Genomic DNA, 22,786 nt, shown 5'->3' with positions numbered 1-22,786 from the left:
GCGTCCGGCGGCAAACCGGCCGCGCCGATCCCCGCCGCCGGTCGCACGGGCGGGCGTGGCGGCGCGCTGGCCGGCCGCGGCGTGACAGTGGTGTGCGGAGCGGCTTGCTTCAGCGCAGCGGTGGCCGGTCGCGCAGCCGTCGGCCGCGGCCGGACGGGTTCGAATCCGACCGGAAGCGGGGCGGGATCGGGGCGCGGCACTTGCGAGTTCGCCGCCGCGCGCGCGAGGCTGGCGGTGCTGCCGGTTGTCGGCGGCGGCATCGCGCTGGTCGGAATCGGCGCGGGCGGCGCCGGCATGCTGCGACCGGTCGCGGTCGGCTTCAGCCAGCCCGACGGCGCGACGGGTTCCGCGTTCGGACGCGGGGCCGTCTTGCCGCGCGGTTTCGGCCGCGCCTGCGGGTCGGGTTTCCACAGCGTCGGGCGCGAATACCGGCCGTTCTGGCGCGGCGCCATCGAGTTGACGGTATGCGCGGTGGTCGGCTGCACGACGTCGTCGTCGCGATGAAGCGCGCTGCGCGGCAGGTCGGCGATCCCGCGGGCATCGTCGTCGTCGCGCTCGCGCGACAGCTTCACGCCGAACGACGTGTCGACCCATGCGGCGAACTGGCGCCAGCCGATGCCGGTCAGCCAGGGCAGCCCGGCGAAGAACAGCACGGCCATCGCGACCGGCGTGCCGATCGGGCCGAGCACATGTGCGAAGCCTGTCGAGAACGCGTGGCCGAGCGCGTTCGTGTCGGGGCCCGACAGCGCGCTCGTGAGCGTGCAGCTTGCGACGAACACCGCGGCGAAGCCGAGCCACAGGCGGATCGAGCCGCGGCCGGCGAGGCCGCCGCCGCCGGGCAGCATCGCCTGTACGAGACGCCAGAAGAGAAGGAGGAACCAGACGGCGGAGATGCCGAACCAGCCGAAGACAACCGTGTGCATGCTTTGAAACAGGAGTGGGGAGGGGCGCGCGGGGCGCGACCCGCCGAGTTTAACCGGCCGGCGAACCAGATTCTAAGACGGCGTGAATTCGTTTCACGCCGTGCGGCGCGTGCGTCCGGCACACGCGCGCGGCGCGCAACGCGAAGGCGGTCGGCCGGCCTTCGCGCGCGCGGTGCATCAGGGGCTCCGGTGCGTGAAGGTCAGCGTTGCGCCGGAATCGGTCACGATCTGCAATTGCTTGGGCTCGCGCATCTGCACGCCGGTCTTCTCGATGTGGGCAAGTGCATCGAGGTAGGCGGGTTCGAGCTGGCCGCCGAGCGTATTCGGGCAGGCCATCCGTGTGCCGGCGAGCGGCCCGAAGCTCAGCAGGCCGTTCTTGATCGCGTAGGTGCCCATATAGCGGTTGCAGCCCGAGAACCCGCTGGCGCGCCGGATGCCCGAATCGGTCGACAGCGCGAGCTTGATCGGCTCGCCGTTGTCGCCGTGCGGGATCGTGCGCGGCGTGCCGTCGGCATTCAGCCAACTGGTGAGTTCCCAGCTTGTGTCGTCGAGCAACTGGACGGCGGCCGGGTTGTACGGGTCGGGTGCGGGGGCGGCGGAATCGGGATGGGTCGGCATCGCGCAGGCGGCGAGAAGCGTGGCAAGCGTCAACGCGCAGAGCGGCGCGCGCAACGGACGAAGCAGGCCGGTGCGGGCGCGTACGGCTGCGAACAGGTGGGACATGAGCCTCGTTCCTCATCGGATTCTGATCAAGGCGTAAGAGTAACGCACCCGCCCCGCGGCAGGCGAGCGGACACTTCGCGCGTGAAAACGTTCGCGGCCTGCCCGCGCGCGGCGCGCGGCCGGGCCGCGGCGCGGCGAAACGCACCAAACCGACGCCGCGGCGCGTGTTAACATCGGGGCCGTTTTCGTCCTCCACCAGAAAGCGGGAAATCACATGCAGATCGGTCAGCGGCTCGGTACGCCGCTTTCGCCCTCGGCCACGCGCGTCATGCTGCTCGGCGCCGGCGAACTCGGCAAGGAAGTCATCATTGCGTTGCAGCGGCTCGGTGTAGAAGTCATCGCGGTCGACCGCTATCCGGACGCACCGGGCCACCAGGTCGCGCATCGCGCGCACGTGATCGACATGACGGACGCCGCCGCGCTGCGGGCGATCGTCGAGGCCGAGCGCCCGCACCTGATCGTGCCGGAGATCGAGGCGATCGCGACCGACGCGCTCGCGGCGATCGAGGCGGCCGGCCTCGCCGAGGTGATCCCGACCGCACGCGCGACGCAACTCACGATGAACCGCGAAGGGATCCGCCGGCTCGCGGCCGAGGAGCTCGGGCTGCCGACGTCGCCGTATGCGTTCGCGGATTCGTTCGAGGCATTCAGTGCGGCGGTCGCGAAGATCGGCATGCCGTGCGTCGTGAAGCCGGTGATGTCGTCGTCGGGCAAGGGGCAGTCGGTCGTGAAGACCGAAGCCGACGTGAAGCCCGCATGGGACTACGCGATGGCGGGCGGACGCGTGAACCACGGCCGCGTGATCGTCGAGGGCTTCATCGATTTCGAATACGAGATCACGCAACTGACCGTGCGCGCGATCGACCCGGCGACGCTCGGCACGCGCACCTACTTCTGCGAACCGGTCGGCCACGTGCAGGTCGCGGGCGACTACGTCGAGTCGTGGCAGCCGCAGCCGATGAGCGCGGTGGCGCTCGAGAAGTCGCGCGAGATCGCGCACAAGGTTACCGAGGCGCTCGGCGGGCGCGGGATGTTCGGCGTCGAGCTGTTCGTGCGCGGCGACGACGTGTGGTTCTCGGAAGTGAGCCCGCGGCCGCACGATACGGGCCTCGTCACGCTCGCGTCGCAGCGCCAGTCGGAATTCGAGCTGCACGCGCGCGCGATTCTCGGGCTGCCGGTCGATCCGGCGCTCGGTACGCCGGCCGCGTCGGCCGTGATTTACGGCGGGCTCGACGAGCGCGGGATCGCGTTCGAAGGCGTGCGCGACGCGCTCGCGGTGCCGGGCGCCGACCTGCGCCTGTTCGGCAAGCCGGAAAGTTTTGCAAAGCGGCGCATGGGCGTCGCGCTGGCGACCGGCGCGACCGTCGACGAAGCCCGCGAACGCGCGAAGCGCGCCGCCGCGGCCGTCCGGCCCGTGTCGGCCCGCTGACGGAACGAGGAGAGGGCGATGGCGCCGATCTGGCTGCGTATCGGAAAGCTGGGCGCCGCGGTGGCGCTTGTCGCGAGTCTCGCCGGGTGTGGCCTCGCGGCCGCGCCGTGCCGGGTCGCATCGGCCGGGCTCAAGATCGTGCCGCTCGTCGGCCATGTCGCGGCCGCGCCGACCGACGCGTGCGCCGACGTCATCGATCCCTGACGACGAACCGACAATAACCGCGCGCCCGTGAGGGCGCGTCTGAACCCGTCCCGTGAGAGGATCTGCATGATTCGCCAAACCGTCGCCGCCCTCGCGCTCGCCGGCGCCGCCGTTTCCGTCGCGCATGCCGCGCAACTGACCGTCGAAGAGATCGACGCCGATGCGCGCCAGCAGACCGTCTACCAGTGCGCGAACCAGAAGCAGCCCGTGCGCGTGTCGTACTGGCTCGCGGGCAACGGCCAGAGCTTCGCGCTGGTGCCGGTCAACGGCCGGCAAATGCTGTTCGTCGATACCGTGTCGGCCTCGGGCGCGCGCTATCAGGCCGGCCGCTATACGTGGTGGACGAAGGGCAAGGAAGCGACGCTGCGCGACGAGATCGCCGACCAGAAGTCGCCGCCGCTGCTTGGCGACTGCGTGCAGGTCGAGAAGAAAAAGAAGAAGGGCTGAGCGCCGGGCGCGATCGTGGATCGTGCCCGCCGGCGCCTGCCGGCTGCCGGACCTGAAGGTCCGGCGCTCAGGCCGGCCGCGGACGCCTGGGCAACGCAATTCGGGATCGGGCCCCTGATATCGCTCAACGACCGATCGGGATAACCCGGCCGGGCCGTGCGCCGGCCGTGCGGCGCTGTCCGGGCCCGCCGCGCGAACCGCCGTTACGGCCGTTCGCGGCGTTGTCACGGACAGATGGCCGCGCAGTGCTACAATACGGCCCTTTCCGCCGGCATTCGCGCCGAACGGAGTCCGCACGGCCTGGTGTCCAGTGTTCGCATTGAACCGGTCCCAAGCGCCAGAGCGGCGCCGCGCGGCGCGCCGCGGCTCCGTCTATTTCCGAATTGTGATGAGCGCAGGCCCGGCTGGCCTGACGCACGATGTCCCCGCCGCGCCTTTTGAGCGAAACGCCACCATGTCCGATTCTGTCGCCAAGCCCGTCGACGCAACCTTCGACCAATTCGGCCTAGCCGCCGATATCCTGAAAGCCATTGTGGAGCAGGGCTATACGACGCCGACGCCGATCCAGGCGCAGGCCATTCCGGTCGTGCTCGCCGGCCGCGACGTCATGGGCGCCGCGCAAACAGGCACCGGCAAGACCGCGAGCTTCTCGCTGCCGATCATCCAGCGCCTGCTGCCGCAAGCCAACACGAGCGCGTCACCGGCGCGCCACCCCGTGCGAGCGCTGATCCTCACGCCGACCCGCGAGCTCGCCGACCAGGTCGCCGCGAACGTGCATGCGTACGGGAAGCACACGCCGCTGCGCAGCGCGGTCGTGTTCGGCGGCGTCGACATGAACCCGCAGATGGCCGAACTGCGCCGCGGCGTCGAGATCCTGATCGCGACGCCGGGCCGCCTGCTCGACCACGTGCAGCAGAAGACCGCGAACCTCGGCCAGGTGCAGATGCTCGTGCTCGACGAAGCCGACCGGATGCTCGACATGGGCTTCCTGCCTGATCTGCAGCGCATCCTGAACCTGCTGCCGAAGGAGCGCCAGACGCTGCTGTTCTCGGCCACCTTCTCGCCGGAAATCAAGAAGCTCGCGTCGACCTACCTGCGCAACCCGCAGACGATCGAGGTCGCGCGCAGCAACTCGACGAACGCGAACGTCACGCAGATCGTCTACGACGTCGCCGAAGGCGACAAGCAGGCGGCCGTCGTGCAGTTGCTGCGCGATCGCGGGCTCAAGCAGGTGATCGTGTTCTGCAACAGCAAGATCGGCGCGAGCCGGCTCGCGCGCAATCTCGAGCGCGACGGCGTGGTCGCGTCGGCGATCCACGGCGACAAGACGCAGATCGAGCGGATGCAGGCGCTCGACGCGTTCAAGCGCGGCGAAATCGAGGCGCTGGTCGCGACCGACGTGGCCGCGCGCGGCCTCGACATCGTCGAACTGCCGGCCGTGATCAACTTCGACCTGCCGTTCAGCGCGGAAGACTACGTGCACCGGATCGGCCGTACCGGCCGTGCGGGCGCGACCGGCGACGCGCTGTCGCTGTGCAGCCCGAACGAGCGCAAGCAGCTCGCCGATATCGAGAAGCTGATCAAGCGTCCGCTCGAAGTGCAGACGCTCGCGCTCGACAAGCCGGCGCGCCATCGTCAAGACGATCGTGGCAGCGAGCGCGGCGGCGAGCGTAGCGGCGACCGCAACAGCGAACGCGGCGGCGAGCGCGGTGGCCGGCGCGAACGCGACGAGCATCGCGGTGCGTCGGGGCGCCGCTCGGCCGGTTCCGAGCGCAGCGGTCATCATCGTCGCCACGAAGCGCCGGTCGACGATTTCTTCCTGAAGCCGTATGAACCGTCGGCGGCGGCGAAGCAGTCGGATGATGCGGAGCCCGCGCAGCAGCCGGAGAAGAAAGGGCCGAAGCGCCAGGTCGCCGCGCTGCTCGGCGGGTTCGGGATGCCGCGCAAGCCGTCGGCGTAAGCCGGGCGGACATGGCGGTGCGGCGCGCGAGCGCTGCCGGAAAAGCGGGTGCATGCGACGAGCATGTGCCCGTTTTTCATTGGGGCCGTGGTTTGGTGGGGGATGGGGAGAGGGCGCTGGCGGAAGATGCAACCGACATGCGATCGGCGCGAAGCCGACTCGCCGGGCGCTTCAGCCGGCCAGCGGCCCGAAGCGCCGTGCCCACGCGACCGTCGCGGCCGTGTAGAACACATCCAGCGTCGTGCCCGCGAGCGCGCCATCGGGCGCGAGGCCCAGATGCGCGGCCGCGGCCTGCAGCGCCGGCAGCGGATCGTCGCGCTCGAGCGCGGTCGCGCCCGTCTGCTTGCTGAGCTTCTCGCCGTTTGCATCGACGACGACGGGCACGTGCAGATATCGCGGCGTCGGCACGCCAAGGCAGTGTTGCAGATGGATCTGGCGCGCGGTCGAATCGAGCAGGTCGGCGCCGCGCACGACGTGCGTGATGCGCGCATCGGCATCGTCGACGACGACCGCGAGCTGATAGGCCCATTGCCCGTCCGCGCGCTTCAACACGAAATCGCCGACTTCGGTCGCGAGGTTTTGCGATTGCGTGTGCTGCCAGCGGTCGTCGAACGTGACGATCGCCGCGTCGCCGTCCGGTACGCGCAGCCGCCATGCGCGTGCAGGCTTGCCGTGCAGACCGGTGCGGCAGGTGCCCGGATACGCGAGCGTCGTGTGGCGCTCGTGCGCGGCGCGCAGCGAGTCGGCGATTTCCTTGCGCGTGCAGCCGCACGGATAGACGAGCCCCGCTGCGACGAGCTGCTCGAGCGCGGCCGTGTACGCGGCATCGCGCGTGCTTTGCCATACGGGCGGCTCGTCGGGCGTCATGCCGAAATGCGCGAGCGTCGCGAGGATGTCGTCGGCCGCGCCGGGTACCGTGCGCGGGCCGTCGAGGTCCTCGATGCGCACGAGCCATGCGCCGCCGTGTGCGCGCGCGTCGAGCCAGCTCGCGAGCGCGCCGACCAGCGAGCCGAAGTGCAGCGGCCCGGTGGGCGACGGCGCGAAGCGGCCGCGATAGCCGTTCATCGGGGAGCGGGGCGCGCGCTTACGCGGCGCTGGCTGCCTGCGCGCAGGCCGGGCACGACTTGCCGGACACGTAGCTCGGCGACTGTTGCGCTTCCGGCGTGACGACCGCGCGGCACGCGAAGCACGTGACGTTCTCGGTGGGCTGGAGTTGCGGGTTCAGCGCGGTGCGGTAGTCGAACACGAAGCAGTCGCCGTGATAGTGCGCGCCGCCGACTTCCTCGAAATACTTCAGGATCCCGCCTTCGAGCTGGTACACGTTCTCGATGCCGATTTCCTTCATGTGGATCGCGGCCTTCTCGCAGCGGATGCCGCCCGTGCAGAACGACACGACCGTCTTGCCGTCGAGATCGGCGCGATTCGCGTCGATCACTTCCGGGAACTCGCTGAACTTGTCGATCCGGTAGTCGAGCGCGTCGTCGAACGTGCCGACGTCGACCTCGAACGCATTGCGCGTGTCGAGCATCACGACCGGGCGGCCCGCGTCGTCGTGGCCGCGGTCGAGCCACGCCTTCAACGTGCGCGCGTCGACGAACGGCGCGCGGCCGAGCTCCGGCTTGATCGCCGGCTTCTTCATCGTGATGATCTCGCGCTTCAGGCGCACGAGCATGCGGCGGAACGGCTGCGAGTCGGACAGGCTTTCCTTGAACTGCAGCGTCGCGAACTTGCCCTCGAACAGCGGATCGTGGCGAAGGTAGTCGATGAATACGTCGGCCGCTTCGCGCGTGCCGGCGATGAACAGGTTGATGCCTTCCGGCGCGAGCAGGATCGTGCCGCGCAGGTCGAGTTCGTTGCAACGGGCGGTGACGAGCGGGCGCCATTGCTCGTTCGCGTCGAGCGATACGAAGTGGTAGGCGGCGAGGTTGACGATGGTCATGATGGTCCGACGGGAAACGGCCGCACGGCGGCCCGCAAAAAAAGGGTGCGAAGCCGTGGCGATGATTCGAAAACCCGTATTATCCCGCAAACCGCGCACGTACCGGCATCCAGCCGTTTGGCCAGCCGCGCGACGTGGCGTCGCGCGCGTCGGCCGAACGGCCAGTGCGGGGATTTTTTGGGCAGCCTGCGCGGCGACGCGGCTACAATAACGCCCATGTCAGATCCCCGCTTCGTTCATCTTCGCGTTCACTCCGAATTCTCGATTGCCGACGGCATCGTGCGTCTCGACGACATCGTCAAGGCGGCGGCCGCAGACGGCCAGGGCGCGCTCGCGCTCACCGATCTCGGCAACGCATTCGGCCTCGTCCGTTTCTACCAGGAAGCCCGCGGCAAGGGCATCAAGCCGATCGCCGGCTGCGACGTCTGGATCATGAATCCGGACGATCGCGACAAGCCGTCGCGGCTGCTGCTGCTCGTGAAGGACAAGGTCGGTTACCTGAATCTCTGCGAGCTGCTGTCGAAGGCATGGCTCACGAACCAGTATCGCGGTCGCGCGGAACTCGACGCGAGCTGGCTCGACGGCGAGCTCGCGCAGGGGCTGCTCGCGCTGTCGGGCGCGCAGCAGGGCGATATCGGGCTCGCGCTCGCGGCCGGCAACGAAGAAGCAGCGCGCCGTCACGCCGAGCGTTGGTCGAAGGTGTTTCCGGGCGGCTTCTACATCGAGCTGCAGCGGTACGGCCAGCCGGGCGCCGAGGCGTACATCCAGCAGGCCGCGACGCTCGCCGCGTCGCTGAAGCTGCCGGTCGTCGCGACGCACCCGACGCAGTTCATGACCGACGACGATTTCACCGCGCACGAGGCGCGCGTGTGCATCTCGGAAGGCGACATCCTCGCGAACCCGCGGCGCCAGAAGCGCTTCACGACCGACCAGTATTTCCGCACGCAGGACGACATGGCAGCGCTGTTCGCCGACCTGCCGTCCGCGGTCGCGAACACGGTCGAGATCGCAAAACGCTGCAACCTGAAGCTCGAGCTGGGCAAGCCGAAACTGCCGCTGTTCCCGACACCGGACGGCATGTCGCTCGACGACTACCTGGTCCAGTTGTCGAAGGAAGGGCTCGAGACGCGGCTCGTGCAGCTCTATCCGGCCGAAGCCGAACGCGACGCGCAGCGCGACACGTACTACAAGCGCCTCGAATTCGAGTGCGGGACCATCACGAAGATGGGCTTTCCCGGCTACTTCCTGATCGTCGCGGACTTCATCAACTGGGCGAAGAACAACGGCGTGCCGGTCGGCCCGGGCCGCGGCTCGGGCGCCGGTTCGCTGGTCGCATACGCGCTCGGCATTACCGACCTCGACCCGCTGCGCTACAACCTGCTGTTCGAGCGCTTCCTGAACCCGGAACGCGTGTCGATGCCCGACTTCGACATCGACTTCTGCCAGCACGGCCGCGACCGCGTGATCCAGTACGTGAAGGAGAAGTACGGCGCGGACGCCGTGTCGCAGATCGCCACCTTCGGCACGATGGCCGCGAAGGCGGCCGTGCGCGACATCGGCCGCGTGCTCGACCTCGGCTACATGTTCACCGATGGCGTCGCGAAGCTGATCCCGTTCAAGCCGGGCAAGCACGTGACGATCGCCGACGCGATGAAGGAAGAGCCGCAGCTGCAGGAGCGCTACGACCACGAGGACGAAGTCCACCAGCTGCTCGATCTCGCGCAGCGCGTCGAGGGCCTCACGCGTAACGTCGGGATGCACGCGGGCGGCGTGCTGATCGCGCCCGGCAAGCTGACCGATTTCTGCCCGCTGTACACGCAGGGCGACGAAGGCGGCGTCGTCAGCCAGTACGACAAGGACGACGTCGAAGCCGTCGGCCTCGTGAAGTTCGACTTTCTGGGCCTCACGACGCTGACGATCCTCGACTGGGCCGAGCGCTACATTCGCCGCCTCGATCCGTCGAAGGCCGACTGGTCGCTCGCGCAGGTGCCGCTCGACGATCCTGCTTCGTTCCAGATCCTGAAGAAGGCGAACACGGTCGCGGTGTTCCAGCTGGAAAGCCGCGGGATGCAGGGCATGCTGAAGGATGCGCAGCCCGACCGCTTCGAGGACATCATCGCGCTCGTGTCGTTGTACCGTCCGGGCCCGATGGACCTGATCCCGAGCTTCTGCGCACGGAAGCACGGACGCGAGAAGGTCGACTATCCGGATCCGCGCGTCGAACCCGTCCTGAAAGAGACCTACGGCATCATGGTCTATCAGGAGCAGGTGATGCAGATGGCGCAGATCATCGGCGGCTACTCGCTCGGCGGCGCTGACTTGCTGCGTCGCGCGATGGGCAAGAAGAAGCCCGAGGAGATGGCCAAGCACCGCGAGATCTTCGCCGAGGGTGCGGCGAAGAACGGCCTCACGCGCGAGAAGTCCGACGAGATCTTCGACCTGATGGAGAAGTTCGCGGGCTACGGCTTCAACAAGTCGCACGCGGCCGCGTACGCATTGCTCGCGTATTACACCGCGTGGCTGAAAGCGCACCATCCGGCCGAATTCATGGCGGCCAACATGACGCTCGCGATGGACGACACCGACAAGGTGAAGATCCTGTTCGACGACTGCGTCGTGAACAACCTCGCCGTGCTGCCGCCCGACATCAACCGGTCGCATTACCGGTTCGAGCCCGTTGCCGAAGCCGACGGCAAGCGTTCGCGCACGATCCGCTACGGCCTCGGCGCAGTGAAGGGCAGCGGCCAGAACGCGATCGAGGAAATCCTGCGCGCGCGCGAGGAAAAGGCGTTCACCGACCTGTTCGACTTCTGCGAACGGATCGACCGGCGCGTCGTCAACCGCCGCACGGTCGAGGCGCTGATCCGCGCCGGCGCGTTCGATTCGCTGAACGCGAACCGCGCGCAGATGCTCGCGTCGGTGCCGCTCGCGATGGAAGCGGCCGATCAGGCCGAGGCGAACGCGATGCAGGCCGGGCTGTTCGACATGGGCGCCGAGTCGCCGCACGCGCATGCGCTCGTCGATGAGCCGGCGTGGGACGACAAGCGTCGTCTGCAGGAAGAAAAGGGCGCGCTCGGCTTCTACCTGTCCGGCCACCTGTTCGACGCGTATCGCGACGAGGTGCGCCGCTTCGTGCGACAAAAGGTCGGCGACCTGAAGGAAGGGCGCGACAAGCTCGTCGCTGGCATCATCGCGTCGCTGCGCACGCAGATGACCCAGCGCGGCAAGATGCTGATCGCGCTGCTCGACGACGGTTCGGGCCAGTGCGAGATCACGATCTTCAACGAGCAGTTCGAGGCGAACAAGGCGCTGTTCAAGGAAGACGAACTGCTGATCGTGCAGGGGCAGGCGCGCAACGACGCATTCACGGGCGGCATCCGCTTCACGGCCGATACCGTGATGGATCTCGAACGCGCGCGCAGCCGCTATGCGCAGGCCGTCCGGCTGACGATGAACGGCAACGCCGATGCAGGCGCGCTGCGCCGCGTGCTCGAGCCGCACGTGTCGAAGGACGATCCGGCTGCCGCGCACGCGGTCGAAGCGCCCGCGCCGCGCGGCGGCGGGCGCGACGGCGGCCGTCGCCCGCAGGCGCCGCTGCCGAACGGGCTCGCGGTCCAGATCCACTACACCAACGCGCGGGCGCAAGGCGAAATGCGTCTCGGCGACGCGTGGCGCGTGAAGCCGAGCGACATGCTGCTCACGGAACTGCGCGCGGCGTTCGACGGTAGTGTCGTCGAAATTACTTACTGACGGTGTCCCGACCGGACGGCTGTCGCGATACGCGGCCCGTCGCATCGCGATCATGCGGTGCGGCGGGCCGTTTTTGCATCTTCCGGCCTGCAGGTCTTGGGCAGGCCAACCGGACGCTATACAATCCGGCGCAAGCCGCGCTCGCGCGCGCACACAAACGGGGGCGGATCCATGCGACGAGCGGTAGCGCGCGACCAGGCCGTCCCGGAACAGGATGCCGGGGCATCGGCCCGTCGCGGCGATAAAAAACTGACTGTCACCCACATGACCATGGCCAACGGGAACCTGACGGGGCGGATCCTCGTGATCCGGATTGATTTTCTGGGCGACATGCTGTGCACGACCGCATTCCTCGGTGCGCTGAAGGAGCGCTGGCCCGGCGCTGAACTGCATGTGGTCGCAAACCGCTACAACGCGGCCGCGCTGGCAGGCAACCCGGACGTGCACACGGTTCACACGTACGTGTACAGCCGCCAATGCGAGCGCAACGACCGTCCCGGGCGGATGCGCGCGTTCTTCGACCGGCTGCGGCTCGTGCGCCGCTTGCGTCGCCTGCGGTTCGACCTCGTGGTCGTGCCGAACGGCGGCATGCATCGCAGCAGCATGCAGTTCGCGCGCCAGCTGCGCGCGAAGGATTGCCGCTGGCACGATGCCGAGACCGAATTCGACGATCGCAAGCCAGAGCATGTCGCGCAGCGGCCGATGTGCCACGAGGCGCTGTCGGGGTTCCGGCTCGTGCCCGAACTCGGTCGCGCCGATCTCGACCGCCTCGAGCTGTCGGTTCATCCGGACCGCGCGCTGCAGGATGCGTGGTATCGCCTGCTCGGGGAGCGCACGAAGCCGCGCGTCGGTTTGTTCGTGTCGAACAAGGCGGCCGAGCGCCGCTGGCCCGCGGATCGCTGGCGCGACCTCGGCGAGCGGCTCGCGCCGTTCGCCGACGTGATCGTGTTCCGCGATCCGGCCATCCGCAATACCGCCGAGGACGATGCGTGGCGCGATGTAAGCGCGCGCCATGTCGCGCCGTCGTCGGTCGCCGATCTGGTGGCCGCCGCGAGCCTGCTCGACACGATCGTCTCGGCCGACAGCGCGCCCGTGCATCTCGCGTCGGCGCTCGGCGTGCCGGTCGCCGCGCTGTTCGAGGACCGTCCCGAGAAATACCTGCGCTGGCATCCGCTCGGCGTGCCGCATGTGATCCTGCGCGCCGGCGCGACCGTCGACGCGATCGGTGTCGACGCGGTCGAGCGCGCCGTGCGTCATCTGCTGCCGCAGGCCGGCCATTGCGACGAGCCGGTGGCCGATGCCGGGCGCGCGCGCCGCGCGGCCGCTGCGACATCCGCGGCCCTGACCATCGCTTCGTAGCGCCGGAAGCACCGGAAGCACCCGAAGCGCCGCGCACGGTGCAAGCGCCTGTGCGCCGGCGCTTGCCGCACCGCGTCCTGCCGGCAGGGCCGCATCAGGGTCACGTCAACGCGTCCCGCACGGCCGGTTCGCGATGCCGCGCCGGCTGCTGCAAAATCCTGTACATTGCCAGCCTTGTTCAGCCAGCTAGACAGACCGATTGCCGTGGCCCTGTTTTCTTCCGCCCGCCCGCCCAGAACCATCCTCGTTGCCGCGCCGCGCCGTATCGGCGACGTGCTGCTGACGACGCCGCTCGTGCGTTCGCTGAAGGCCCGCTGGCCCGATGCGCAGATCGACATGCTGGTGTTTCGAGGCACCGAGGGCGTGCTCGAGCACAATCCGGACGTGCGGCGCGTGATCGTCGTCGCGCAGCGCGCGGGATTCCGTGAGCGGCTGTGCGACGCGCTGTCGATATGGCGCCGCTACGATCTCGCGTGCGCGGCGCTGAGTTCCGACCGGCCGCGTTTCTATAGCTGGTTCGCCGGCCGCAAACGGGTCGGCCTCGTCGATCCCGACCGCGTCACGTGGCTCACGCGGATGATGCTGAACGGCATCGCGATCAATCACCACGAATCCGCGCATACGGTCGTCAGCACGCTCGCGCTCGCACCCGTGATCGGCATCGAGCCGGTGTCCGAGGTCGTCGCGCCCGGCATCGGCGACGATCCCGCGCGGCGCGCGCGCTTCGACGCATGGCTCGCGGAATCGCCGGCGATCCGAGACGGCAAGCCGCTGGTCGTTCTGCATCCGTATCCGATGTTCCGTTACAAGCAATGGCGGCTCGAGGGCTGGGTCGAGATGATCGGATGGCTGCGCGAGCACGGCTTCGCGGTCGCGTTGTCGGGCGGCCCGGCCGATCGCGAGCGCGAGTATGCGGAGCAGGTCGCGGCCGAAGCGGGCGGTGACGTGCTGAACCTGGTCGGTCGCCTCACGTTCGGCGAAAGCGCGGAGCTCGTGCGTCGCGCGCGCCTCTTCATCGGGCCGGACACCGGCGCGACGCACGTCGCGGCCGCGACGGGCACCGACACGATCGCGCTGTTCGGCCCGTCCGACCCTGTGCGCTGGGGGCCGTGGCCGCAGCACTGGCCCGCGACCGAGAATCCGTGGCCGCTGCGCGGCTCGGGGCGGCACGGAAACGTGTGGCTGCTGCAGGGGGAGGGCGATTGCGTGCCGTGCCGGCAGGAGGGCTGCGAGCGCAAGGTCGACAGCCGCAGCGATTGCCTCGTCAATCTCGGCGCGCAGCGCGTGAAAGCCGCGGCGGCCGAGATGCTCGGGCTGAATCCGCCGGGCCCGGCCGAGGCCGTTGTCGACACGTCGCGATTGCATCGCGCCGGATCCGACTGACGATTGACGCGCGGGCGACGCGTTCTTGCGTCGTTGCAGGGGGGGCGACGAGCCGTGCAACCCGTTTGCTTTGCCGGCGGGCCTCCTCTGCCGCCGAAGCCGGAAGGCAGCAGAGCATATGCCGTCGCGCGTTACGCGCTGCGCCGGATCGCCGACGTCTCGCGCGGCAGCGCCTCGCCGCGCTCGCCGCAACCGAGCAGGATGCCGGCCAGCAGCACGATCAGGTGCCCTTCGGCGAAATCGAGCAGCAGCGAATTCGCAAGGCTGCCGATCGCGAAGATGGCAAGCCACGCGAGCAGCAAATGCCGCGAGCGTGGATCGAGCGTGCGACTGCCGCGCGCGATCTGCACGATCAGGTTGATGAACAGCAGCAGGCCGACCGAGCCGAGCTGCACGGCCATCAGCAGGTATTCGTTGTGCGGGTTCGAGGTGAGCTGGCCTTCGGCGGCCGTCTTGCCGGCCGTGAGCTTCTCGAATTCGGATTCGAGACCGCCTGCGCCGTAACCGATCACCGGACGCTGACGAAACAGCTCAAGCCCCTTCTTGTACCACTCGAGGCGCAACCCGGTCGACGTGACCGCATCGCTCTGCCGGTATTGCTGCACTTCCGTCACGACCTTCACGAGCCGGCCGTTGTGAACCGTGCATGCGGCGACCACGAGCGCGGCGCCGAACAGGACGAGCGCGCCGGCGGCGAGCCCCGCGCGCAGCGCCGATTGCCGGCGCAGCAACAGCACGAAACGCACGGCGACGACGAGGATCAGCAGCAGCGCGATGACCTGCCCCGTGCGTCCCTGCAGCATCACGAACACGTTGACGAGCGACCACGCGGCGACGCCCGCATACGCGGCGCGCGACAGCGCCGTGCGGGCGGCAAGCGCGAGATCGGCCGCCTGATAGAACAGCAGCGCGCCGAACATGCCGGCGGCGATGTGGTTCTTGAACACCCAGGCGCGCGACAGCGGCAGATCGGTCGCGTGCGCGGGCCCGATCGCGGTCAGCCCGAGATAGTTGGTCGTCGACAGCAGCAGGACCATGCACAGCGTGCCGAACCAGCAGCGCCGCACGATCGGCGCCCAGTTCGAATGGCGGAACGCGAGCACGGCGAACGGCAGCAGCAGCAGCTTGTCGTATTTGGCGACCCAGTTCCACGCCTTGTTGTGCGGCGCGACCGTGTATGCGACGCTGGCAGTCAGCGCGGCGAGGATCAGCAGCGCCGCGAGCGAGGCCGGGTCGGTCACGAACGAGCGCAGGTCGCGCCAGAATTCGGGGGAGATCACGAGCGCGGCGGCAAACAGTCCGCAGAACACATTGGTCAGCGCGGTCGAGACCGGCACCATGCAGAGCGCGGCGACGGCGAAGGCGCGAGCGGCGGTCAGGCGCCGCGTGGCGGGAGTGGAAAACGAAAGCATCGGAACCTGTCGAATGGACGAATGCGGCTTGCGGACATCATGCTCGCGCCGCGCGTCCCGGCGGGAGCTCCGGGACGAACGGCGCAGTATACGCGAAGCAGGCGGCGTTTCTGTGCCGTTTTCAGGGCCCGATCAGCTGAATGCGCGCTTGATCCGCGAACGCAGCAGCGCGCGCTTCAGGCGCCCGTCGACCACCGGCGTGTCGAGTGCGACGCGCGTGCCGGCCGGCTCGCCGCGATGCAGGTAGTAGCGGTCGAACGTCGCCTGGGTCATGCCCCATTTGTTCAGGAACTGGCGGCGGCCGTCGTTCTTGACGATCTTGCCCGTGCTTTTCTGCTGGAAGTGGTAGACGAGGCTGTCGCCGACGCCGAGGAAGATCCGGCAGCCGGCGTCCCAGAATTTCATCGAGAAGTCGTTGTCGCTGCTCATGCCGGGTGACAGCTCGCTGCTGTAGCCGCCGATGCGGTTCCACCAGTCGCGGTGCACGAGCGTCGGCGGCCAGGTCGAGCCGAGCCAGTCCGCGCGCGCGAGCCGCGGGGTCGCTTCGACGAGGCCCGCCGCGTCGAAATGCTCGGCGTCGCGGCCGAAATTGCTGACGACGACGCACGGGTTGCGCGTGTCGACCGGCTCGATCATCGTGCCCGACAGCATGAAGAGGATGGTCGGCATCTGTTCGATGCGGCGCACGAGCGCCGCGTCCCAGCCGGGGCAGCAGAACATGTCGTCGTTCATGTAGACGACGTAGTCGCGCGTCGCGCGCGCGGCGGCCAGGTTCACCGCATGGCAGATGCCGATGTTGGCCGGCGACGCGGTGTGCTCGATCCCTTCGCTGCGCACCCAGTCGAGCGTGCCGTCCGAGCCGTCGTTCACGTGCACGATGATCTGGTGGTCGTACGCGGAGTGGCGGCGCAAGCTGTCGACGACGAGCTTGAGGTACGGCAGGTTGTTCCAGGTCGGGATGATGATGGAGAACATGGCGGTCGGATTCGGTGGTCGTCGTGGCGGGCGGCGCGCGGTGCGGCCGCTGGGGCGGGTACGCGCGGCGCGGGCAGCCCGGCATTGTAACGCCGGGCCGGCCGCGTGCCGGCGGCGTGCTGGCAGCGTGCAGGGGCGGGCGCTCAGCGTGCCGGTTCGTGGCCGAGCTTCAGGAAGCGGTAATACACGGTTTCCGCATTGAACACGGCGATCATGAAGCCCGCGCGGCCGTCGAGGAACCCGCGCCGCAGCACGTAGGTGCGCACGAACGCCCAGGCGCCGCGCGCGAGCGCCTTGCCGAAGCCGCCGCGCTGGCCGGCCGCGCGGCGCTGGCGCGCGCCGGCCGTCGAATACGCGTCGAGCTTGCGCACGACGGTTTCGAAGTCCTCGTACGAGTAGTGCATCAGCTTGCCGGGCAGGCGCTGCGCGGCGGTATCGAACACGAGGCGCTCGTGCACGAGATCGTCGGAGAAACGCGCGGAGCCGCGCCGGAACAGGCGCGGCACCCAGTCGGGATACCAGCCGCTGTGATGGATCCACTGGCCGCAGAAGCTCGACAGCCGGTCGAGTGCGTAGACCTGCGCGGCCGGCGCGCGGATCGCGTCGCGGATCGACTGCGCGAGCTCCGGGCTGACGATTTCGTCGGTATCGAGCGACAGGATCCAGTCGGTGCCGAGCGCGTCGAGCGCGCGGTTCTTCTGCGGGCCGAAGCCCGGCCAGTCGCGCTCGACGATCACGCGCGCGCCGTGCGCCTGCGCGATTGCCACGGTATCGTCGGTGCTGCCGCCGTCGATGACGACGACATCGTCGGCGAACGACAGCGCATCGAGGCACTGGGCGAGCCGCGCGGACGCGTTGAGGGCGATGAGGGCGACGCCGAGGGAGGGTTCAGCCATGAGATCGTCGGAAAGGCGGAGAAAACGGTGAGCGGCAGTATACCCGCGGCCCGGCCGCCGGCCGCCGGCCGCCGGCCGCATCGGCCATGACCGTGCCGGCGGGGGCGGTGCGGCTATAATGTTGAGCCCTTTTCGGCACCCGCCCGACAGGGGCGAAATCCCGGGCGGCCACGCGCCGGGCGCCGCTTCGCGGCTCAAGAAGGATTGCCTTGGAAACCCAGAACACTCTTCGCAAACCGATGGACGGCACCGGCACCTCGCCGGTCACGGTCCTCAAGCGCCTGTGGCCGTACATCCGGCCGCTCATCGGCATCGTGGTGCTCGCCGTGATGACGATGGGCGTCGTCGCGGCCACCGAAGCCGGCATTCCGGCGCTGCTCAAGCCGCTCCTCGACCACGGTTTCGGCGTGCACGGCAGCGACAGCGCGAAATGGTACGTGCCGATCGCGGTGATCGGCCTCGCGCTCGTGCGCGGCGTATCGCAGTACGCATCGAATTACCTGCTCAACTACGTATCGAACCGCATCCTGCTGCAACTGCGGCTCGAGATGTTCCAGCGGATGCTCCACACGGGCGCGTCGTTCTTCCAGCGCGAAACCGCGAGCACGGTGATCAACGCGATCGTGTTCGAGGTCAACCAGATCCTGTCGGTGCTGACGGGCGTGATGGTCACGCTCGTGCGCGATTCACTGACGGTGATCTTCCTGCTCGGCTACCTGTTCTACCTGAACTGGCGGCTTACGCTGATCGTCGCGGTGATCCTGCCCGGCATCGGCTGGCTCGTCAGCAAGATCAACCGCCGCCTGCGCCGCCTGAACCGCGAGCACCAGACGTTGACCAACGAACTGTCGTACATCGTCGAGGAGACGGTCGGCGGCTACAAGGTCGTCAAGGTACACAACGGCGAAACCTACGAGATGGACCGTTTCACCGCGATGAGCAAGCGACTGCGCGGCTACGCGATGCGCATGACGATCTCGGGCGGTCTCGCGCAGCCGCTCACGCAGTTCCTCGCGTCGATCGCGCTCGCGGTCGTGATCACGATCGCGGTGGTGCAGTCGACCAACGACCAGACGACGGTCGGCGGGTTCGTCGCGTTCGTCACGTCGATGCTGCTGGTGATCTCGCCGCTCAAGCACCTGATCGACGTCAACCAGCCGCTGCAGCGCGGGATGACGGCGGCCGAGCTGATATTCGGGCTGATCGACGAGCCGGCCGAGCCGCAGGGCGGCGGCCGGCCGCTGCCGCAGGCGCGCGGCGAGATCGAGTTCCGCGGCGTGTCGTTCGACTACGGCGCGGCCGAGCGGCCGACGCTCGACCGCATTTCGTTCAAGGTCGCGCCGGGCGAGATGATCGCGCTCGCGGGCCCGTCCGGCAGCGGCAAGACGACGCTCGTGAACCTGTTGCCGCGCTTCTTCGACCCGACGGACGGCGCGATCCTGGTCGACGGCGTGCCGGTTGCCGACTACGACCTCCACGCGCTGCGAGGGCAGATGGCGATGGTCAGCCAGGACGTCGTGCTGTTCAACGACACGATCGCCGCGAACGTCGCGTACGGGCAGACGCCCGACCGCGCGCGCGTGCAGGCCGCGCTCGAGGCCGCGAACCTCGCCGATGCGGTGGCCGCGATGCCCGACGGGCTCGACACGCTCGTCGGCGGCAACGGGATGCGGCTGTCCGGCGGCCAGCGCCAGCGGCTCGCGATCGCACGCGCGATCTACAAGGACGCGCCGATCCTGATCCTGGACGAAGCGACGTCGGCGCTCGATTCCGAATCGGAACGCCACGTGCAGGCCGCGCTCGAACGGCTGATGGAAGGCCGCACGACGCTCGTGATCGCGCACCGGTTGTCGACGATCGAGCGCGCGGACCGCATCCTCGTGCTCGAGGCCGGCAAGATCGTCGAAGAGGGCAGCCACGACGAACTGCTGCGCCATGGCGGCCTCTACGCGCACCTGCACCGGATCCAGTACCAGCAGCAGGCGGCGTGACGCGCGTTCCGTCGGCATCATGTCGGTGTGCTAGTCTTGATTGAGCAGGCCCGGTACGTTTGCTACGACGTGACAACACGGAGGGAAGGCACGATGAAGAAGATGCACAGCATGATGCTGGCCGCGCTGATCGCTGCGGGTTTTGCCGCGCCGGCCGCGATGGCGCAGGATCACGGCGGTTACGACAACCACGACAATCACGGCATGCATCGCGGCCATGGCCCGAAACACATGCCGCCCGGCCAGGCGATGCACCGCGAGGATGACGTGCCGCCGCGCTGGGCCGACCAGCCGCGCCGCGACTGGCACAAGGGCGACCGGTTGCCCGACGAATTCCGCGACCGCCAGTACGTGATCGACGACTGGCGCGGTTACCACCTGAGCCCGCCGCCGCGCGGTTATCACTGGGTCGGCGTGGGCGGCGATCACCTGCTCGTGCAGATCGGCTCGGGCATCGTGCTGCAGATCGGCGAGTAACGTTTCCCGCCGTTCATCCGGTTGCCGGGCTCGCGCCCGGCAGCCGCGTCATTTTGCCGCCGCGCGGCGGAACCAGCGTCGCTCGATTCTCGACATCCCCCAGCACACGCCCAGCGCGCACACGGTGCCGAGCGTCACCTCGCCGAGCCGCATCAGCGGAATGTCCCACAGCGGGCCGTTGCCCGGAAACAGCAGCACGATCGTCGCGGTCACGCCGCCGAGCCGTGCCGCGCTGCCCACGTTCAGGCACCAGCAGCAGACGATCGTGAGCGCGACCGCGAGCGCATAGGCGACGAGGCGATCGCCGCCGAGCGCGGCGCCCGCGAAGCCGAGCACGCCGCCGATCATCGCGCCGATGAACTGGTCGCGCGACAGCGACATCGTGTCGGAGTAGTTGTGCTGCGTGACCGCGATCGCGGTGATCGCCGCCCACACGGCCTGCTCGGTGTGCAGCGCACGCCCGATCGTGTACGCGAGGCACGCGCCGCAGACGGCCTGGACGGCCATCAGCACGCCTTGCACGAAACGCTCGCCGAAGGTCAGTCCCTTGAACAGATCGAAGACCGACTGCTGGATCTGCTGGCGGGCTTCGTTGAGTGTCCTGATCGTATCCATCATGAGTTGGCCAAGAAGCGGGTAACGGCGGCGCGCCGGCCTCAGTGCGCCTGTTCAGGAGACGCGGCGGCCGGCTCGTCGGCCGCCGCGTCGCCGTTCTCGACGCGCGTTTCGGGCATCACGAGCCAGACCAGCAGCACCGCGAGCGCACCCGCGCCCGCGAGCCCGAAGAAGCTGACCGTGTTGCCGAAGTGATCGGCGACATAGCCGGCCGCGGCCGTGCTGAGCGTCGCGCCGATCCCGGCCGCGAGCCCGAACAGCCCGATACACAGGTTATAGCGGCCCTTGCCGCCCGCGACGTCGGCCGCGATCAGCGGCAGCATCACGCCGAACACGGCCGCGCTGATGCCGTCGAGCATCTGCACGGGCACGAGCAGGTACGGGCTGCTCACGCCGGCGAACAGCAGCGCGCGCACCGGCAGCGCGGAGAAGCCGAGCAGCAGGAGCGGCCGGCGGCCCCAGCGTTGCGCGGAGCGGCCGACCCACGGCGACAGCATCGCGACGATCGCTTGCGGCACGATGATGCACGCGGCGATCACGAGCTGCACGTTCTCGCCCATCCCGGCCGTGACTTCGCCGGCCGCAAGGTTCAGCATCGCCGCGTTCGACAGGTGGAACAGCACGACGCACGCTGCGAAGATCAGCATCCGGCGGTCGCGCAGCAGTTCGAGCAGCGTTTCGCGCTCGCCGGCTTCGTCGTGATCGCCATGGTCGTCGGGCTTCGACGACTGCGGAATCACCTCGTGCGTCGGCTGGATCATCGCGAGCGCGAACAGCGCGGGCAGCGCCAGCACCGCGGTCAACCAGAACACCGCGCGCGCGGAGAAGTATTCGCCGGTGAGCCCCATCAGGCCCGCCGCGACCGCGCTGCCGATCGACGCCCAGCGCGCATTGCGGCCGAGCCGGTCGCCGAGATCGGCGCGGCCGACGAGCGAGAACGAGATCGCGGCCATCGCCGGCACGAGCATGCAGCTCGCGAAACCGTGGAACACCTCGGCGGCGATCACCGGCACGATCGTCGGGCTCGACGCGAGCAGCACCGCGGACAGGATGATGGCCGCGATCGCCCACGCGGCCGCGCCTTTCTTGTTCTTCAGCGCATCGACGGCCGCGCCGCCCGGCACCTGGCTGACCATCGCGCTGATCGTGCCGATCGACAGCACCATGCCGATCTCGCCCTGCGTCCACTTGTGCGACGCGAGGTAGGACGCGATGAACGGACCGAACCCGGTTTGAACGTTTGCAACGAAGAAGTTGAGCCAGTCGAGGGACCGCAGACTGCGAACGCTGACGGAATGCTTGATCGTCATCGCGTGGCACTCGCAGACGAAGCCGGCACGGGGGCGGCAGGGGGCGGCGGCGAGACCGCGACGATCGGCTTGTCGGCCGCGTAGGGCGGCGACGCCTTGATCTGCGCGTCGTTCAGGTCGAGCTGCGGATGCAGCGCCTTGTCGCGCGTGACGAAGCGCAGCGCGGCCCAGTTCGCGGCGATCGAGCGGCGGTCGGTATTGACGAGCCCGCCGAGGTCGAGCACGACGGCCTGCGGTTGCGCGGCGCGGTCGATCAGCACGTCGACGATGCGGCCGATCTTCGTGCCGTTCGGGCGCTCGACATCGCTGTCGAGCATCGGCAGCCGCGTCGTGGGCGATGCCGCGGCGGAGCCCGACAGCGGCACGGCCTTCGGCCGCGCGGCGGGCGGCAGGTCGCCCGACGGCACGTCGAGCACGATCGGCTCCTGTTTGCCGCCCGGCGTGAAGCGGAACACGTTCCACGGGAAGATGACCTTGCGGTCGCCGACGCCCATGAAACCCTGCAGATTGACGACCATCTCGCGCGGCTTGCCGCTCGCGTCGGCCACCATGTCGACCGCGCGGCCGATCACCTTGCCGTTGCGGCGCGCAACTTCGCTGTCGAGCAGCGCGTGGATCTGGGTGCGGTCGAGCGTGCGCGTCGCGACGAGCGGCGCGGGCGGCGGAGGCGGCGGCGTCGGCGTTTCGGGGCGCTGCACGGGCTTCGGCCGCGTCACCTCGCGATGCGGCTTCTTCGGCGCTTCCGGTTCTTCCGGCTGCGTCGGCGCCGGCACGGGCGGCATCGTCAGCGGCTCGCCGGCGGTTTCCTCGACGGGTTCGACGAGCGCCTCGCTGATCGGCGCGGGCGGATTCTGGACCGGCAGCAGCCCGCAGCCGGACAGCAGCACGGCGGCGGCGAGAATCAGGAAGACCGTCGACGACGGAAACGACTTGCGGGATGCGGGAAACGGAAGTCCGCCGCTCATTGACACTCACTCCATGGGTCGGGGGCGG

At 69.0% G+C, this 22,786-nt stretch carries 18 protein-coding genes and 1 pseudogene; 9 read left to right on the top strand and 10 right to left on the bottom strand.

Features of this window, described 5'->3' with window-relative positions; translation table 11 throughout:
- Both OEJ37_RS28590 and OEJ37_RS28585 read right to left on the bottom strand, forming a co-directional pair.
- Positions 1-923: pseudogene (locus tag OEJ37_RS28590) on the bottom strand (DNA translocase FtsK); the annotation flags it as partial.
- A 177-nt stretch (positions 924-1,100) separates the two neighbouring features.
- Positions 1,101-1,646: an META domain-containing protein gene (locus OEJ37_RS28585; protein WP_175919298.1), complete on the bottom strand. Its 546-nt coding sequence runs from the start codon at positions 1,644-1,646 to the stop codon at positions 1,101-1,103.
- Positions 1,647-1,860: 214 nt separating this feature from the next.
- On the opposite strand from OEJ37_RS28585, the gene purT reads away from it, so the two are divergent.
- From purT to OEJ37_RS28565, 4 genes are all read left to right on the top strand, one after another.
- Positions 1,861-3,075 carry a formate-dependent phosphoribosylglycinamide formyltransferase gene (purT, locus tag OEJ37_RS28580; protein ID WP_175944934.1) on the top strand — a complete coding sequence of 405 codons (1,215 nt, stop codon included), beginning with the start codon at positions 1,861-1,863 and terminating at the stop codon, positions 3,073-3,075.
- An 18-nt stretch (positions 3,076-3,093) separates the two neighbouring features.
- Positions 3,094-3,279 (top strand): DUF6726 family protein, encoded by a 186-nt coding sequence (locus tag OEJ37_RS28575; RefSeq protein WP_263347794.1) that lies wholly within the window; start codon positions 3,094-3,096, stop codon positions 3,277-3,279.
- 66 nt (positions 3,280-3,345) lie between these two features.
- Positions 3,346-3,726: an MliC family protein gene (locus tag OEJ37_RS28570; RefSeq protein ID WP_174418182.1), complete on the top strand. Its 381-nt coding sequence runs from the start codon at positions 3,346-3,348 to the stop codon at positions 3,724-3,726.
- Positions 3,727-4,114: 388 nt separating this feature from the next.
- Positions 4,115-5,686 carry a DEAD/DEAH box helicase gene (locus OEJ37_RS28565; RefSeq protein WP_175919300.1) on the top strand — a complete coding sequence of 524 codons (1,572 nt, stop codon included), beginning with the start codon at positions 4,115-4,117 and terminating at the stop codon, positions 5,684-5,686.
- A 171-nt stretch (positions 5,687-5,857) separates the two neighbouring features.
- Here the strand turns inward: OEJ37_RS28565 and gluQRS are convergent, their stop codons facing one another.
- A complete protein-coding gene (gene gluQRS / locus OEJ37_RS28560) occupies positions 5,858-6,751 on the bottom strand; it encodes a tRNA glutamyl-Q(34) synthetase GluQRS (protein WP_175919301.1) in 894 nt (297 codons plus the stop codon).
- A 19-nt stretch (positions 6,752-6,770) separates the two neighbouring features.
- Positions 6,771-7,625, bottom strand: coding sequence for a sulfurtransferase (locus OEJ37_RS28555; RefSeq protein WP_174418185.1), 855 nt, complete (start codon positions 7,623-7,625; stop codon positions 6,771-6,773).
- Between the two features lie 216 nt (positions 7,626-7,841).
- Here OEJ37_RS28555 and dnaE point away from each other — a divergent pair, with 216 nt between their 5' ends.
- The 3 genes from dnaE to OEJ37_RS28540 all read left to right on the top strand — a co-directional run bounded on the left by dnaE (position 7,842) and on the right by OEJ37_RS28540 (position 14,117).
- Entirely contained in the window at positions 7,842-11,375 is a 3,534-nt protein-coding gene (gene dnaE, locus OEJ37_RS28550) for a DNA polymerase III subunit alpha (protein WP_263347788.1), read from the top strand.
- Between the two features lie 270 nt (positions 11,376-11,645).
- On the top strand, positions 11,646-12,734 hold the full coding sequence (locus OEJ37_RS28545; RefSeq protein ID WP_175919345.1) for a glycosyltransferase family 9 protein: 1,089 nt from the start codon (positions 11,646-11,648) through the stop codon (positions 12,732-12,734).
- Between the two features lie 204 nt (positions 12,735-12,938).
- Positions 12,939-14,117, top strand: a complete 1,179-nt coding sequence (locus tag OEJ37_RS28540; protein ID WP_263347785.1) for a glycosyltransferase family 9 protein — start codon at positions 12,939-12,941, stop codon at positions 14,115-14,117.
- A 131-nt stretch (positions 14,118-14,248) separates the two neighbouring features.
- Here OEJ37_RS28540 and OEJ37_RS28535 read toward each other — a convergent pair whose 3' ends face one another.
- The 3 genes from OEJ37_RS28535 to OEJ37_RS28525 form a co-directional block, all read right to left on the bottom strand.
- Positions 14,249-15,529, bottom strand: a complete 1,281-nt coding sequence (locus OEJ37_RS28535; protein WP_175944943.1) for an O-antigen ligase family protein — start codon at positions 15,527-15,529, stop codon at positions 14,249-14,251.
- Positions 15,530-15,661: 132 nt separating this feature from the next.
- Complete coding sequence (locus tag OEJ37_RS28530) at positions 15,662-16,504, bottom strand: glycosyltransferase family 2 protein (RefSeq protein ID WP_263347781.1); 843 nt, start codon at positions 16,502-16,504, stop codon at positions 15,662-15,664.
- Between the two features lie 143 nt (positions 16,505-16,647).
- Positions 16,648-17,400, bottom strand: coding sequence for a glycosyltransferase family 2 protein (locus OEJ37_RS28525; protein ID WP_175919304.1), 753 nt, complete (start codon positions 17,398-17,400; stop codon positions 16,648-16,650).
- Positions 17,401-17,639: 239 nt separating this feature from the next.
- Here OEJ37_RS28525 and msbA point away from each other — a divergent pair, with 239 nt between their 5' ends.
- Entirely contained in the window at positions 17,640-19,391 is a 1,752-nt protein-coding gene (gene msbA / locus OEJ37_RS28520) for a lipid A export permease/ATP-binding protein MsbA (protein ID WP_244130754.1), read from the top strand.
- Positions 19,392-19,484: 93 nt separating this feature from the next.
- The gene (locus tag OEJ37_RS28515; RefSeq protein ID WP_174418193.1) at positions 19,485-19,868 is read left to right on the top strand and encodes an RcnB family protein; all 384 of its coding nucleotides are present in this window, start codon (positions 19,485-19,487) and stop codon (positions 19,866-19,868) included.
- Positions 19,869-19,916: 48 nt separating this feature from the next.
- Here OEJ37_RS28515 and OEJ37_RS28510 read toward each other — a convergent pair whose 3' ends face one another.
- Genes OEJ37_RS28510 through OEJ37_RS28500 form a run of 3 tightly spaced genes read right to left on the bottom strand, consistent with a single transcriptional unit; the run spans position 19,917 to position 22,758 of the window.
- Positions 19,917-20,483, bottom strand: a complete 567-nt coding sequence (locus OEJ37_RS28510; protein ID WP_174418253.1) for an FUSC family protein — start codon at positions 20,481-20,483, stop codon at positions 19,917-19,919.
- Between the two features lie 41 nt (positions 20,484-20,524).
- Positions 20,525-21,793, bottom strand: a complete 1,269-nt coding sequence (locus OEJ37_RS28505; RefSeq protein WP_174418194.1) for an MFS transporter — start codon at positions 21,791-21,793, stop codon at positions 20,525-20,527.
- A complete protein-coding gene (locus OEJ37_RS28500; protein WP_175919305.1) occupies positions 21,790-22,758 on the bottom strand; it encodes a PRC-barrel domain-containing protein in 969 nt (322 codons plus the stop codon). The genes OEJ37_RS28505 and OEJ37_RS28500 overlap by 4 nt, the downstream gene beginning before the upstream one ends.
- Positions 22,759-22,786 lie beyond the last annotated feature (28 nt).

It is taken from the genome of Burkholderia sp. BKH01, assembly GCF_025685725.1.
In the GTDB taxonomy this organism is placed as follows: Bacteria; Pseudomonadota; Gammaproteobacteria; order Burkholderiales; family Burkholderiaceae; genus Burkholderia; species Burkholderia pyrrocinia_C.
Note: the sequence above shows the minus strand (reverse complement) of the source record. Positions and strands in the feature narration are given on the sequence as shown.

Bases quoted from the DNA above. Each gene is read 5' to 3' on its own strand.
- OEJ37_RS28585 (WP_175919298.1), bottom strand. From the start codon at position 1,646: ATGTCCCACCTGTTCGCAGCCGTACGCGCCCGCACCGGCCTGCTTCGT.
- purT (WP_175944934.1), top strand. From the start codon at position 1,861: ATGCAGATCGGTCAGCGGCTCGGTACGCCGCTTTCGCCCTCGGCCACG.
- OEJ37_RS28575 (WP_263347794.1), top strand. From the start codon at position 3,094: ATGGCGCCGATCTGGCTGCGTATCGGAAAGCTGGGCGCCGCGGTGGCG.
- OEJ37_RS28570 (WP_174418182.1), top strand. From the start codon at position 3,346: ATGATTCGCCAAACCGTCGCCGCCCTCGCGCTCGCCGGCGCCGCCGTT.
- OEJ37_RS28565 (WP_175919300.1), top strand. From the start codon at position 4,115: ATGAGCGCAGGCCCGGCTGGCCTGACGCACGATGTCCCCGCCGCGCCT.
- gluQRS (WP_175919301.1), bottom strand. From the start codon at position 6,751: ATGAACGGCTATCGCGGCCGCTTCGCGCCGTCGCCCACCGGGCCGCTG.
- OEJ37_RS28555 (WP_174418185.1), bottom strand. From the start codon at position 7,625: ATGACCATCGTCAACCTCGCCGCCTACCACTTCGTATCGCTCGACGCG.
- dnaE (WP_263347788.1), top strand. From the start codon at position 7,842: ATGTCAGATCCCCGCTTCGTTCATCTTCGCGTTCACTCCGAATTCTCG.
- OEJ37_RS28545 (WP_175919345.1), top strand. From the start codon at position 11,646: ATGGCCAACGGGAACCTGACGGGGCGGATCCTCGTGATCCGGATTGAT.
- OEJ37_RS28535 (WP_175944943.1), bottom strand. From the start codon at position 15,529: ATGCTTTCGTTTTCCACTCCCGCCACGCGGCGCCTGACCGCCGCTCGC.
- OEJ37_RS28530 (WP_263347781.1), bottom strand. From the start codon at position 16,504: ATGTTCTCCATCATCATCCCGACCTGGAACAACCTGCCGTACCTCAAG.
- OEJ37_RS28525 (WP_175919304.1), bottom strand. From the start codon at position 17,400: ATGGCTGAACCCTCCCTCGGCGTCGCCCTCATCGCCCTCAACGCGTCC.
- msbA (WP_244130754.1), top strand. From the start codon at position 17,640: ATGGACGGCACCGGCACCTCGCCGGTCACGGTCCTCAAGCGCCTGTGG.
- OEJ37_RS28515 (WP_174418193.1), top strand. From the start codon at position 19,485: ATGAAGAAGATGCACAGCATGATGCTGGCCGCGCTGATCGCTGCGGGT.
- OEJ37_RS28510 (WP_174418253.1), bottom strand. From the start codon at position 20,483: ATGGATACGATCAGGACACTCAACGAAGCCCGCCAGCAGATCCAGCAG.
- OEJ37_RS28505 (WP_174418194.1), bottom strand. From the start codon at position 21,793: ATGACGATCAAGCATTCCGTCAGCGTTCGCAGTCTGCGGTCCCTCGAC.
- OEJ37_RS28500 (WP_175919305.1), bottom strand. From the start codon at position 22,758: ATGAGCGGCGGACTTCCGTTTCCCGCATCCCGCAAGTCGTTTCCGTCG.